The sequence below is a fragment of the Peribacillus sp. RS7 genome, assembly GCF_041956845.1.
GTDB lineage: Bacteria > Bacillota > Bacilli > Bacillales > DSM-1321 > Peribacillus.
The window spans coordinates 4417206-4430090 of the sequence record NZ_CP168135.1; the positions used below are offsets into that span (position 1 = coordinate 4417206).

The following is a 12885-nucleotide window of genomic DNA, read 5'->3' on the forward strand; positions in this document are numbered from 1 at the left end:
GAGGAAAGCGGAATGAAAAAATATCTTCAAAAAATTGGACGTTCCTTGATGCTGCCAGTAGCCGTATTACCGGCAGCCGCCATTTTAATGGGGATCGGTTATTGGATAGACCCAGCAGGATGGGGAGCGGAAAGTCCGTTAGCGGCTTTCTTAATCAAAGCAGGGTCTTCCATCATTGACAATATGGCTATCTTGTTTGCTGTTGGAGTGGCGTTGGGGATGTCGAAAGGAAAAGATGGAGCCGCCGCTTTGAGCGGGCTGGTAGCCTATCTAGTCGTAACGACATTGCTTTCCACGGATTCGGTAGCGATGCTGCAGGGAATTGATGTAAAAGATGTAAACCCAGCATTTGAGAAAATAGAAAATGCATTTGTCGGAATCCTCTCGGGTCTAATAGCGGCAGCTATGTTTAATCGGTTCAGTAAGGTCGAACTGCCGGATGCATTCGCTTTCTTTAGCGGTAAACGCCTTGTCCCGATCCTTACTGCGGTTGCCATGTTACTGGTTTCTCTTATATTATTCTTCGTTTGGCCACTCATCTACTCCTGGTTAGTAATATTTGGGGAAGGAATAAGTGAATTAGGTGCTGCTGGAGCAGGACTCTATGGATTCTTCAATCGGCTTTTGATACCAACAGGTTTACATCATGCGTTAAACTCCGTATTCTGGTTTGATGTAATAGGTCTTAACGATATCGGTAAATTCTGGGCTGGAACAGGAATAAAAGGAACCACGGGTATGTATCAAGCCGGATTCTTTCCCGTCATGATGTTCGGTTTACCGGCTGCGGCTCTTGCCATGTACCATACGGCAAAATCACGGAAGAAAAAACAAGTGGCTTCATTAATGCTTGCAGCCGGTTTCGCTTCATTTTTCACAGGCGTCACTGAACCGTTGGAATTTGCTTTCATGTTTGTTGCACCAGCCCTTTTTGTTGTGCATGCCTTATTAACAGGAATATCGTTAGCTATTGCTGCGACTTTCCAATGGACAGCAGGGTTCGGTTTTAGTGCAGGATTCATTGACTTTGTTTTAAGTTCAAGATTGCCAATGGCAAATGAACCTTATATGCTACTTCTTCAAGGACTTGCTTTTGCTGTCATCTACTATTTCTTATTCCGATTCTTGATAACAAGGTTCAATTTAATGACTCCCGGCAGAGAAGATGATACAGAAGATGAGCTTGATGGTGAAGGAGTGATTGCGGAGGCGGACAACAGTCAAGGCGGTAATAATGAGAGTAAATTCTTTAGGATGGCTTCTGTTATTTATGAGGGATTAGGCGGAGACGCCAACGTAACATCTGTAGATAACTGCGTTACCCGATTAAGGGTTGAGGTGGAGAATATGGGAGCTGTCGATCAGAATAAAATCAAATCAACAGGGGTTGCTGGAATCAATATCGTGGGTCCCCAAAGCATTCAAGTCATCGTAGGGACACAGGTACAATTTATAGCAGATGAAATTGAAAAGATCCGACGGCATTAGGTCGGGATAAACTGCATATTGGCTTCCAATTCCCCCTTTAATGCAACTGTTTGTTTAATGTAAATGGGATGGATACACTAACTCTACGATCAGTTTTAAGTTTCCTTATCATTCTGATCGTAGAGATATTTATGATAACGTACTGTTTCATAGGTACCAATCAATTGATGTGAATCAAATCAATTCCTTAGATATATCTTATTAATCTCTGCTTTTAAATTAGAATAAAACGAATCAATGTTCTATAATATAAGGGTATTGAATAAAGGATTTGCAATGAAGTTTGGAGAATTACTAAATGAAGCTCGTCCGCATTCATTTGAATAGTAAGGATTTCATCGATAATGTAGGCTGTAGCTGTATACATAAAGACGACCTTAAAGAACACGATCGAATAGGGTACTTCGTTTTGAGCAAAGGATATCTTTGAATTTTTCTACCTTTTAGTATAGGAGAGGTTCCGATCATGTATAAACAAAAAACCAAAGAAACTGACAGTAGTGTCATTGAGTTCATTGAGAACGTCGATAATCCTAAAAAGCGTGAAGATGCATATCAATTATTGGATGTTTTTGCCAAGACGACAGGTTATGAGGCAAAGATGTGGGGACCGAGCATCATTGGATTCGGTATCTATCATTATAAATATGAATCTGGTCACGAAGGCGATGCCCCTCTGGTTGGCTTTTCACCCCGAAAAGCAAAAATCAGTTTATATTTTTCTCCGGGTGACAAAAAAAGGGAAGAATTGTTACAGGCATTTGGAAAACACACTTCTGGAAAAGGGTGTGTGTACATCAATAAAGTGGCAGATATCGAAATTGATGTTTTGAAAGAATTGATTAATCAGTCTGTCAAGTTTTTGAGAGAAAAGTATCCAAACAATGAAGTGAAATAAAGCGGTTGATCAATTTAATATTTGTTTCAGAGAACAAGAAAGCGAGAGGGAACCGAAAATGAGAAAAATTAAAGTGGGTTTAGTTGGGTATGGATTATCGGGCGCTACATTTCACGCGCCTTTACTAAGTGTTTTAGGGCAATTTCAAATAGTGAAAGTTGTCAGCTCCCAAAAGGAAAAAGTCCTAAAAGATTTGAAGGATGTGGAAGTGGTAGGCAGCTTGGAGGAAATACTTGAAGACTCGTCAATCGATTTGGCCGTTATTACGACACCGAGTGGTTTACATTATGAAATGGCCAAGCAAAGCTTGTTAGCCGGGAAGCATGTCATCCTTGAAAAGCCGATGGTAGTGGAAGCCTGGGAGGCAGAGGAGCTCATTAAGATTGCAGAGGAAAAGAATCTGCTCTTAAGTGTTTATCATAACAGGAGATGGGATAATGACTTTTTGACGGTGAAAAAACTTATGGATGATGGAGTGCTTGGGGAAATCAATACATACCAAGTCCATTATGATCGGTTCAGGCCAATGGTCAGGGATAGATGGAGGGAAAAACCAGGCCCGGGGTCAGGTATCCTATTTGATCTAGGTTCACATCTCATCGATCAAGCCTTGCATTTGTTTGGGGTGCCGCAGTTCGTTTGGGCAGATGTATTTTCGCAAAAAGAAAATGCAGAAACTGATGATTATTTCCATGTGATATTAGGATATGAAAAGCTGAGAGTTATATTGCATTCAGGTTCAATCGTCCCGACTAATGGACCTCGTTTTCAGGTTCATGGAAGTAAAGGATCATTTATAAAGTCCGGTAATGATTGCCAAGAGGCCGACCTAAGTGATGGTAAAAAACCGATTGATGACTCTTGGGGTGCAGATGCTCCTGAATTTTATGGTAAGCTGGTTACGGTTGAAGGAGAAAATGAGACACATGAAACCATTGAAACACTGCATGGTTCTTATTTAACGTATTACCAGGCAGTTGCCGATAGTATATTGAGCGGAAAAAAAGCTCCAGTCACTGCCGAAGAGGGACTAGCCGTCATTAAAATCATTGATGCGGCTTTTGAAAGCAGTAAATTGAGGAAAGCCGTTTATATTAAATGAAATTAATTTTCCCCTTATAACAATTTGAAGAACTATAAGCGGCCTTAACCTCTTTCAAGAGGAAAAAGGCCGCTTTTTATTATCGACAAATGTATGATTTCCTGGTTTATTAGGGAAATCATTAACTTAAGGAACATATGAAGCATTTACTCGTGAATTTGGAGCAAATACTCGTGAAATTCGTACATTTACTCGTGAATTCGAAGCAAATACTCGTGAATTCGAACGTTACGCAAGATTTCGAGCTGTAAATGCACATAAGTTTGGCCCAAAAATTCGGTAGAAGGTAGCATTACTCGTGAATTTGAGCCATTTACTCGTGAATTTGGAGCAAATACTCGTGAAATTCGTACATTTACTCGTGAATTCGAAGCAAATACTCGTGAATTCGAACATTACGCAAGATTTCGAGCTGTAAATGCATAAGTTTGGCCCAAAAATTCGGTAGAAGGTAGCATTACTCGTGAATTTGAGCCATTTACTCGTGAATTCGAACGTTACGCAAGATTTCGAGCTGTAAATGCATAAGTTTGGAGCAAATATTCGGTAGAAGGTAGCATTACTCGTGAATTTGAGCCATTTACTCGTGAATTTGGAGCAAATACTCGTGAAATTCGTACATTTACTCGTGAATTCGAACGTTGAGCAAGATTTCGAGCTGTAAATGCATAAGTTTGGCCCCAATATTCGGTAGAGGGTAGCAATACTCGTGAATTTAAGCCAAATACTCGTGAATTCGAACGTATTACTCGTGATTAAACTGAATGAAGGATCACGATTACAAGAGGAAAGGATATAAAAATCCTAATGAAAAACCCCGAATAGCGCTGCTACTCGGGGTTTTCATCATGCTATAAAACTTGAAATGCCTTTTTGAGTTCTAGGATAATGCCTTTGCATGAAGAGATCGCTTTTGCCAAGCCATGGTAATCATCAAAGTAATGATTAAGAGGAAAAGGCCCAACATGAACGGATAGGTGATGTGGATATCATACATCATTCCGGCAAGTGTGGGTCCAAGCACATTTCCGATACTCATATACGCATTATTCATACCCATTGCAAATCCCTGCTCATTCCCTGCCATTTTGGAAATCAGTGTGTTAAGAACTGGCCGTAAAATGGAAGTGGAAAGGAAGATAATAAGTGAGATTAAAAAGAAAATCAGGTAACTTGAAGCAAAAAGTGATAGAAGGAAACCTATGGCTGCAACACTGATAAAAATATTGAGCACATTCACTTCCCCAAAACGCCGTACAATCCGGTCGACGACAAACAATTGTACGATTACACTGACGATACCTGTTGCTGTAACCATGACAGCGATGTCCTTAGGACTTGAGTTGAATTGATTATCAAGATAAAGACCAATTACAGACTCATATGCCATTAATCCAAAGCTCATTACAAGAGTAATGATAAGTGGAATGAAATAGGGCATTTTCACGGATAAGGCAATCTTCCGAACCATTGTTTCAGTTTCTGCATCCATGGATTGAGTAACTTGTGCCGTTTCGCTTTCTTTTAATACAAAAATCGAAAATACCACTGCTGATAGGGATACCAGTGCAGAAATTAAAAAGGGAAACTTCAGGCCAAAGTCAGCTAAAAACCCTCCAATTCCTGGACCGACTACAATTCCTAGGGACATAGCGGCAGATACTAAACTATTGCCTTTAGCGCGTTGATCAAATGTGGTGATGTCAGCTACATAAGCAAATATTGCGGGTATAAGCAAAGCGGCTCCAATCCCACCGATGATACGCGACGCATACAATAACCAAATGGAATTGACTGCATAAAAAATAAACATGGATAATGTCAAACCGACCAATCCATAAATAATCATTTTTCTGCGCCCGAATTGGTCAGTCCATTTTCCGGCAATTGGCGAAAAGATAAGTTGTGCACCTGCGAAAATGGCGATCATTAGGCCAGCGGCGGTTCCGCCTTGATTAATGGAGGCCAGGTATGCTGGTAAAATGGGAATGATGATACCGAAACTTCCTATTGCTATAAACATATTGATCATGAGGATTATGATCTTTTTACGTTGCTCTGCTGACATGGACAGCCTCTCTCTCTTTAAAAATCAATAACCATTTTAGTTCGCATGGTTAATTTTTTGATACGTTAATTATGTTATAGTTTTAGATAGATAGTTGTCAATAAGAAAGGATTGTCAAACATGCATTCAAGTGAATTGTATAATTTACATATAGAGATTAAAGAACTAAGCAGCCTCACACAGGAAATGGTGGAACCGTTATTGGTTAAATACGATTTAACTTCTGTACAGTACCGTGCATTGCAATTAATAGTCTTAAATGAATCCATAGCTGTTAAAAATGTTTCGAATCATTTGAAGATTAAACCTGCAGCAGGAACTGCGCTAATTGACCGGCTTGAACGGAAGGATTTGATCGAAAGGGTACACAGCAAGGATGATCGGCGGGTCGTTTTTATCCAATCAACCGAAAGTGGAAAGGAAACCTACCATTCCATCAATAAGTGTTTTGCCAAAATCTTTCGTGATTTTTATAGCGTCTTAAATGAAGAGGAAACGGAAAGGCTTAAACAAATCGTTGGGAAACTGACAGAACATGTGTCGTCACGTATAGATAATAAAATATAGTCTTCTTGAAGGGGTTCCCTTATATATAGAAAGAAAAAGCACTATATTGATTTTCACGCTGGCCATTTTTATTTATTAGAGCAATGAATTCCACTATAACTTCATTGCTTTTAGGTGATTAATTATCAGAATGATTAATGATAAATGTTCCTAAACTTTTTTTCATTGTGTTCATAAAATGCCCAACGATGTAATCTGTTCACCACATACACATTCCCCGTAGTCTAATTTCAGCAAATTCAATGATTCTTAAAATGATGTCAGAAATCCATTAAAGAAGATATGATGATGGGAAATTGAATATGTATCAAAAGATTAAGAATTTTTTTTAATGTGAAATGCAAATGGTTCATACTAATGACGGAACTTGTAAAATGATACACTCAAACAAACTGGTGTGTAGTTCTATAAGAAGATAAAAAGGTCGATTCCTTATCGTAGAGGAAATCGACCTTTTTAGGTTGGAATTCTCTTAGCGGATAAACTTTCCGAAAAGGAATTTTAGGGATTAGTTGGTATATTTCCTTTGAAATGGCACGATTCATGCATATTATTTTTGCATATATATCTAACAATTATTTATGGGGGAGGAAAAGAATAGGAAACTGATAGAAGAACAATTATTGAAAACATTTATTTGAGTACCTTATCATGTTCGATGTAATTTAGGTTTAATTTCTCAACTTTGGATACCTGTAGCCCCTTGGTTATAAAACATATTGGCTAGGTTTATATGTCAGAAAATTAATCCCGATTTATATGGGCAAGGTAATGCAATTAAACTTAAAAAAGTTAGGAGATTATTAGTATGAAAATACCAGTGGAAAATATAGTAGAGTTAACTGTAGAACATCAATTCTTACAGGCTTACCCTATATTGAGTCAGTTACGAACTGATTTGACCCTAAAGGAATATCTACAATTATTAAATGATATGCGTAAGGAGGGTAAACAGCTATTTGCTTTATATCATGATACAAGCATTGTAGCTTTAGCGGGTATTAGCTGGCGTGAAGATTTATATAATGAACGCTATGTGTTTGTACAAGATTTGGTTACTGATGTAAATCATCGTCCTAGTGGCCTTGGATATAGTCTGCTTAGTTATATACATAATTGGGCAAAAGAAAATGGTGCTGAATATATTTCATTGGAATCGTGAATTCGGCGCGTTTTTTAGGAGGCTAGTACCTATTAGGTGCAGCCTTTTTTTTCGTACAAAACAAGTTAAAGGGATCCAAATGAAAAATGAAATGAGTCAGGAAGAATACTATGCACCTATTCAAAGGGGGAGGTGCCCTGCTGGAATTTATGATTGAAATTATCCTATGAATAAATGCATAAATTGCCAATATACGCATAATTTTGACTGAACCTTTATTTAATTGTACCGAATTACCTAATAAATTTACTGATTTATTTTTTTGTAATACTTTATATATTTAAATTTTAAGAGCAATTACTTAGGTAGGCTTATATCAGTCTGTATACTGGCAGGTAGATTAATCAACGAGGGCTTCTAAATGAAAGATTCGATTTAGTGTAATAAATATAAGTTATTTTAGATAAACTTGGTTTTTTACCACTAGCATAGACTGATACGTGGTAAGCGTGTTTTCCGGAATGATATGCTGCAATTAAACTATTTGGACTGCCAGCGAGTGCGGATGCCAGTGCAGTAGCTACTCCTGCTGGTGCTGTTGGACTACCTGCAAACACAAGAGTACTTACGATGCTTAACCATGTTGTTCCCTTTTGATAAGCCTTTACCATCTTTCCTAATTGGGCATTTGTTAGTTTAGCTTGATGAGCAATAGGTTTGCTCATTTCAATAATGCTTGCAGTTGGTTGTATTTGTATAAAATCTTCACTAATTAAATTGACTTCTACGATTGGGTTTACTGCTGTTGATGATGGTGTTAATTCAATTTTCTCTTCTGTGAGTGCATTAGGAACATTAGAGACCACCAATAAACTTGTTATTAGTTGAAAATAAGGACTTTTTCTTCATTTAATAACACTCCCTTTGTATTTTTTTGAATATTGGATATAATTTGATACTATATAACTATATAAGGGAGGTCAAGATAAATATGGAAATAAAGGAAAGAAAATATAAATCAGTGAAAATTGTACTTATCTCTACTTGTATAGGTTTAATAATAAGGATGTTTTCAGTAATTATAGCTGATCAAAAAGTATTTTCTATTTACAACATAGACATATTAATTTTAATTATAGCCATAATTGGATTAATCATATTTTTGAATAAAAAGAAAAAAATAAGATAAAATTAATAATGTATTTAGAATAAAATGTTGCAATGCTCTCTATATCCTAAAGTATCTAGAGGTTATCTTTATTTTTTATGATATATAGTACGGTAACCGACTGGAATGCTATTTTTGTATTCCCATAGGGCCTATGATTTTTTGAAATTTAGAATTTTGGAACATCTGTTACATCAATTGTCTTTTTGTATAAATCCGTGAAAAAATAAAAGGCGGGAAGAAAAACAGATTGTTTTTCTTCCCGCCTTTTATTTCATTGGACAGTCCCCAAAATGTTTAAAAGTTCCCCAAACTAGATCACAATATAAGGGAGAAATTAACAATTATGGCGAAAGAAAAATAATGAATGATTTATGTATTCTGTAAATTCAAATCAAACATTATAACGTTATATTGATTAGTTCGGTAAAATATGATAATCTATTTTTGTGAAGAGAAATGAAATGAATTCTCACACAATTCAGTGTAACCGTATACAAAGTCCTTGCAATCGATAGGATGTACCGAAAAGGATGAGGGAAATGACAGATACGTTAGTTCTGAAGAATGTAAAGATGATAGAGGGATATGCAGCTGATATCTTACTTGAAAATGGGATGATTAAAGAAATCGCACTTCCCGGAACTGCAACAGGAGATAAGGTAATAGATTATGATCAAAAAGTATTTGTTTCCAGCGGATGGATCGATATGCATGTACATGCTTTCCCGGAATTCGATCCTTATGGTGATGATGTTGATGAGATTGGATACAAAACTGGTGTAACAACGGTCATTGATGCGGGAAGCACGGGGGCAGATAGGATATCTGATTTGGTTAGCAGTTGTGAAAATTCCAAAACGAATGTTTTCGCCTTTCTGAATATTTCGCGGATTGGATTGAAAAGGATTGATGAGTTATCGGATATTTCATGGCTGGACGAAGGGGAGATCGGGAAGGCAATTTCCAAGTACGGGGATTTTGTCGTTGGACTAAAAGCGAGAATAAGTAAAAGTGTGGTTGGTCCAAATGGTATCGAACCATTGAAAATCGCTAGGAAGTTCTCGGTTGAAACTGATTTACCTTTAATGGTTCATATCGGTTCAGGGCCGCCTGATATTAAGGAAGTCCTTGATTTACTTGAGGAAAAGGACATTATTACACATTTCTTAAATGGTAAAGCGAATAATTTATTTGATGAAAGAGAAGAGCCACTGCCTGAGTTCAGTAAGGCGATTGAACGTGGTGTTCATTTGGATGTAGGTCATGGAACGGCAAGCTTTTCTTTTAAAACGGCAGAAACGGCGAAAAAGCGGGGAATCCGCTTCAATACGATCAGTACGGATATCTATCGGAAAAACAGAGAGAATGGCCCAGTTTTTAATATGGCACATGTGCTTACAAAATTTTTGTATCTTGGCTATCCATTAAAAGAAGTAATAGATGCCGTTACGGTCAATGCAGCATCATGGTTGCATAAACCAGAGTTAGGCAGGATTTCTGCTGGGGATATTGCGAACTTAACCTTATTCTCAATTGAGGATGAGCCGACGCTTTTATTGGATTCCGATGGCGAAAAAAGAATGGCAGAAAAAAGAGTTGTCGTAAAAGGAGTGGTTATAAATGGAGAGTACAATGAATGCTAAATACGGTTTGAAAAGAGTCATCAATGCAAGCGGAAGAATGAGCATATTGGGGGTTTCTGCCCCAACGGATACAGTGATGGACGCCATGAAAAAAGGTGGACAAAATTATGTTGAAATTTCTGATTTAGTCGATAAGTCAGGCCAGCATATAGCGAATTTGCTTCAGTCTGAAGCAGCTGTCGTCGTAAACTCGGCATCAAGTGGAATTGCCCTTTCAGTAGCGGCGATCGTTACTGAAGGAAACAGAAGAAAAAGCGAAAGGCTTCATCAAGAACCGATTAAAAAGAATGAAATCATCATGCTGAAAGGCCATAACGTTCAGTATGGTGCACCGGTTGAAACCATGATTTACCTGGGTGGCGGAAAATTGGTTGAAGTTGGGTATGCAAACGAAGGGAAAGCGGACCATATTGCGGATGCCATTAATGAAAATACTTCCGCCATTTTATACGTGAAATCACATCATGCCGTTCAGAAAAATATGATATCTGTCGAAGAAGCATGGGAAGTGGCCAAAACGAATAATATCCCTCTGATTGTCGATGCAGCAGCGGAGGAAGACTTGGAGAAATATGTACAATTTGCCGACTTGGCGATTTATAGTGGATCAAAAGCCATTGAAGGACCGACATCCGGTATCGTAGCTGGCAGAAAAAAATATATCGAATGGTTAAAGGTTCAATTGCACTGTATCGGAAGGAGCATGAAGGTCGGTAAAGAAACTACCTTTGGGCTGCTTCAGGCATTGGATGAGTATTTTGTCAAAACGGATAATAGTGAAAAAGAAAAAGCTAGTTTACAAGTTCTCGCTTCATTAAACTCCATTGATGGCGTAAAAGTAACGATTGTTCAGGATGAAGCCGGTCGTGCCATATATAGGGCACGTATTTCCATTGATCCTTTGATTACGGAAACAACGGCGAAGGAAGTGAACGAGCAGCTCAGAAATGGGGATATAGCCATTTATACACGTGATTATGGGATACGGCAAGGCTTTTTCGATATAGATCCACGTCCATTGCAAGGCGATGATATAAACGTCATTGAAGCTCAATTAAGAACCATTTTAGGAGGAAAACAAGGATGACAAACATAAACAAACGGTTATTGAATGATCGTGTAGCCTTAAATGTACTAGCAAACAGTGTAGAAAATGCAGTGGAAGTCTTTGAAGCAGCGGAAGGCCATGTATTGGTTGGTGTACTCTCAAAGGATTATCCAACTGTGGAAGCTGGTGTTACAGCAATGAAAGAATACGGGGAAGCCATTGATGAGGCCGTTTCCATAGGATTGGGCGCGGGCGATAATAGACAGGCAGCAGTTGTCGCAGAAATTGCAAAATACTATCCAGGCAGTCATATTAATCAGGTTTTTCCGGCTGTAGGTGCTACAAGGGCTAATTTAGGTGAGAAGGATAGCTGGATAAATTCACTTGTTTCTCCAACGGGGAAAGTCGGTTATGTGAATATTTCCACTGGTCCTGTAAGTGCAGGTGCAAGTGAAACGGCCATTGTGCCTATCAAAGCTGCCATTGCGCTGGTTCGCGATATGGGAGGAAATGCATTGAAATACTTCCCGATGAAAGGCCTGAAGCATGAAGATGAGTATCGTGCTGTGGCAAAAGCTTGTGGTGAAGAGGGATTTGCTTTGGAACCAACAGGCGGAATCGATTTAAATAATTTCGAGACCATACTGGAAATCGCATTGGAAGCAAAAGTGCCTAAAGTCATTCCCCATGTCTATTCTTCCATCATCGATGAAGAAACTGGAAAAACGAATGGGGAGGATGTACGGAAATTATTAGCCATAACAAAACAATTGGTTGAAAAACATGCCTAAAAGGATTGTGGCATTCGGGGAAGTAATGATGCGTTTGCAGGTACCAGGGTATGAATTGCTATCACAGGCTAACACTCTGCAATACTCCTTTTCAGGCACGGGGGTAAATGTTGCTTCTGCTATGACCAAGCTTGGACATGATGGATATCTTGTTACAAAATTACCGGATAACCCCCTTGGGGATTCAGCGGTTTCGGCTTTACAGCGCTTAGGAATTGGACGGAACTTCATCTCTAGAGGTGGAAAATACTTGGGGATGTATTTTTTGGAAAATGGTTTTGGACAGCGGGCGAGCCGTGTCACATACTCCAATCGATTGGAAAGCAGTTTTAATACAGCATACTCTTCTGGTTATGATATGGATATGATTTCAGAAAATGCGGATATCATCCATTTTTGCGGAATCACGCTTGCCATGGCGGAAAATGTACGGGAAAGTATGAAGGTGCTGGCTAGAAAAGTCAAAGAAAAAGGCGGCACAGTCTGTTTCGATTGCAATTACCGCCCCTCTTTATGGGAGGGTGGTTACGCGGACGCAAAGCCTCATTATGAAGAAATGCTTTCTTTGGCTGATATCGTCATGATGAATGAAAAAGACGCACTATATATTTTAGGAATGAAGTCAGAAGGCTCCACAAGGGAAGGGCAGCTTGTTGAGTTGACCCCAAAAGTAGCAGAGACATTCAATATTCAATCGATAGCGGGGACACATCGTTCGATCAACAGCGATAATACCCATACGTTGAGGGGATATATGTATAAGGAAGGAACATTTTACTTTTCCGATATCCTATCATTTTCCGTATATGATAGAATAGGTTCTGGAGATGCCTATACCAGCGGAATCTTACATGGTGAATTACTGGGATATTCCCCTGAAAAGACAGTTCGGTTTGCGGCTGTATCAGGAATGCTGGCATGTACTGTCGTTGGAGATACTCCTTTGGCAACCGAAAAGGAGATACTTTCGGCGATGGAAGGTAAAATGGAAGATATTAAGAGATAAA

The 12885-nt window shown here is 38.6% G+C and carries 11 protein-coding genes; 9 read left to right on the plus strand and 2 right to left on the minus strand.

Going from position 1 to position 12885, the window contains the following annotated elements:
• The first annotated feature begins 12 nt into the window (after positions 1-12).
• The 3 genes from nagE (at position 13) to ACDZ29_RS22090 (ending at position 3488) form a co-directional block, all read left to right on the plus strand.
• Complete coding sequence (nagE, locus tag ACDZ29_RS22080; protein WP_370014844.1) at positions 13-1488, plus strand: N-acetylglucosamine-specific PTS transporter subunit IIBC; 1476 nt, start codon at positions 13-15, stop codon at positions 1486-1488.
• Positions 1489-1954: 466 nt separating this feature from the next.
• Positions 1955-2386 carry a DUF1801 domain-containing protein gene (locus ACDZ29_RS22085; RefSeq protein ID WP_289316601.1) on the plus strand — a complete coding sequence of 144 codons (432 nt, stop codon included), beginning with the start codon at positions 1955-1957 and terminating at the stop codon, positions 2384-2386.
• A gap of 58 nt (positions 2387-2444) precedes the next feature.
• Positions 2445-3488: an oxidoreductase gene (locus ACDZ29_RS22090; protein WP_289324876.1), complete on the plus strand. Its 1044-nt coding sequence runs from the start codon at positions 2445-2447 to the stop codon at positions 3486-3488.
• 880 nt (positions 3489-4368) lie between these two features.
• Here the strand turns inward: ACDZ29_RS22090 and ACDZ29_RS22095 are convergent.
• On the minus strand, positions 4369-5556 hold the full coding sequence (locus ACDZ29_RS22095; RefSeq protein WP_370014847.1) for an MFS transporter: 1188 nt from the start codon (positions 5554-5556) through the stop codon (positions 4369-4371).
• 135 nt (positions 5557-5691) lie between these two features.
• Here ACDZ29_RS22095 and ACDZ29_RS22100 point away from each other — a divergent pair, with 135 nt between their 5' ends.
• Together ACDZ29_RS22100 and ACDZ29_RS22105 are read left to right on the plus strand one after the other, a co-directional pair.
• Positions 5692-6123 (plus strand): MarR family winged helix-turn-helix transcriptional regulator, encoded by a 432-nt coding sequence (locus ACDZ29_RS22100; protein WP_375088660.1) that lies wholly within the window; start codon positions 5692-5694, stop codon positions 6121-6123.
• A gap of 808 nt (positions 6124-6931) precedes the next feature.
• On the plus strand, positions 6932-7285 hold the full coding sequence (locus tag ACDZ29_RS22105) for a GNAT family N-acetyltransferase (RefSeq protein ID WP_289324879.1): 354 nt from the start codon (positions 6932-6934) through the stop codon (positions 7283-7285).
• Between the two features lie 344 nt (positions 7286-7629).
• On the opposite strand, the gene ACDZ29_RS22110 is transcribed toward ACDZ29_RS22105, so the two are convergent.
• Positions 7630-8094, minus strand: coding sequence for a hypothetical protein (locus ACDZ29_RS22110; RefSeq protein WP_375088661.1), 465 nt, complete (start codon positions 8092-8094; stop codon positions 7630-7632).
• Between the two features lie 841 nt (positions 8095-8935).
• Here ACDZ29_RS22110 and ACDZ29_RS22115 point away from each other — a divergent pair.
• The 4 genes from ACDZ29_RS22115 to ACDZ29_RS22130 are packed head-to-tail and all read left to right on the plus strand — an operon-like array spanning position 8936 to position 12884.
• Entirely contained in the window at positions 8936-10039 is a 1104-nt protein-coding gene (locus ACDZ29_RS22115; protein ID WP_375088662.1) for an amidohydrolase/deacetylase family metallohydrolase, read from the plus strand.
• The gene (locus ACDZ29_RS22120) at positions 10017-11126 is read left to right on the plus strand and encodes a DgaE family pyridoxal phosphate-dependent ammonia lyase (protein WP_375088663.1); all 1110 of its coding nucleotides are present in this window, start codon (positions 10017-10019) and stop codon (positions 11124-11126) included. Before ACDZ29_RS22115 ends, ACDZ29_RS22120 begins: the two co-directional genes overlap by 23 nt.
• Entirely contained in the window at positions 11123-11878 is a 756-nt protein-coding gene (locus ACDZ29_RS22125) for a KDGP aldolase family protein (RefSeq protein ID WP_289324883.1), read from the plus strand. The genes ACDZ29_RS22120 and ACDZ29_RS22125 overlap by 4 nt, the downstream gene beginning before the upstream one ends.
• Positions 11871-12884 carry a sugar kinase gene (locus ACDZ29_RS22130; RefSeq protein ID WP_375088664.1) on the plus strand — a complete coding sequence of 338 codons (1014 nt, stop codon included), beginning with the start codon at positions 11871-11873 and terminating at the stop codon, positions 12882-12884. Before ACDZ29_RS22125 ends, ACDZ29_RS22130 begins: the two co-directional genes overlap by 8 nt.
• Position 12885 lies beyond the last annotated feature (1 nt).

What these genes read in the sequence shown, in the direction of transcription:
- nagE (WP_370014844.1), top strand. Translation starts at nt 13, where the DNA reads ATGAAAAAATATCTTCAAAAAATTGGACGTTCCTTGATGCTGCCAGTA.
- ACDZ29_RS22085 (WP_289316601.1), top strand. Translation starts at nt 1,955, where the DNA reads ATGTATAAACAAAAAACCAAAGAAACTGACAGTAGTGTCATTGAGTTC.
- ACDZ29_RS22090 (WP_289324876.1), top strand. Translation starts at nt 2,445, where the DNA reads ATGAGAAAAATTAAAGTGGGTTTAGTTGGGTATGGATTATCGGGCGCT.
- ACDZ29_RS22095 (WP_370014847.1), bottom strand. Translation starts at nt 5,556, where the DNA reads ATGTCAGCAGAGCAACGTAAAAAGATCATAATCCTCATGATCAATATG.
- ACDZ29_RS22105 (WP_289324879.1), top strand. Translation starts at nt 6,932, where the DNA reads ATGAAAATACCAGTGGAAAATATAGTAGAGTTAACTGTAGAACATCAA.
- ACDZ29_RS22115 (WP_375088662.1), top strand. Translation starts at nt 8,936, where the DNA reads ATGACAGATACGTTAGTTCTGAAGAATGTAAAGATGATAGAGGGATAT.
- ACDZ29_RS22120 (WP_375088663.1), top strand. Translation starts at nt 10,017, where the DNA reads ATGGAGAGTACAATGAATGCTAAATACGGTTTGAAAAGAGTCATCAAT.
- ACDZ29_RS22125 (WP_289324883.1), top strand. Translation starts at nt 11,123, where the DNA reads ATGACAAACATAAACAAACGGTTATTGAATGATCGTGTAGCCTTAAAT.
- ACDZ29_RS22130 (WP_375088664.1), top strand. Translation starts at nt 11,871, where the DNA reads ATGCCTAAAAGGATTGTGGCATTCGGGGAAGTAATGATGCGTTTGCAG.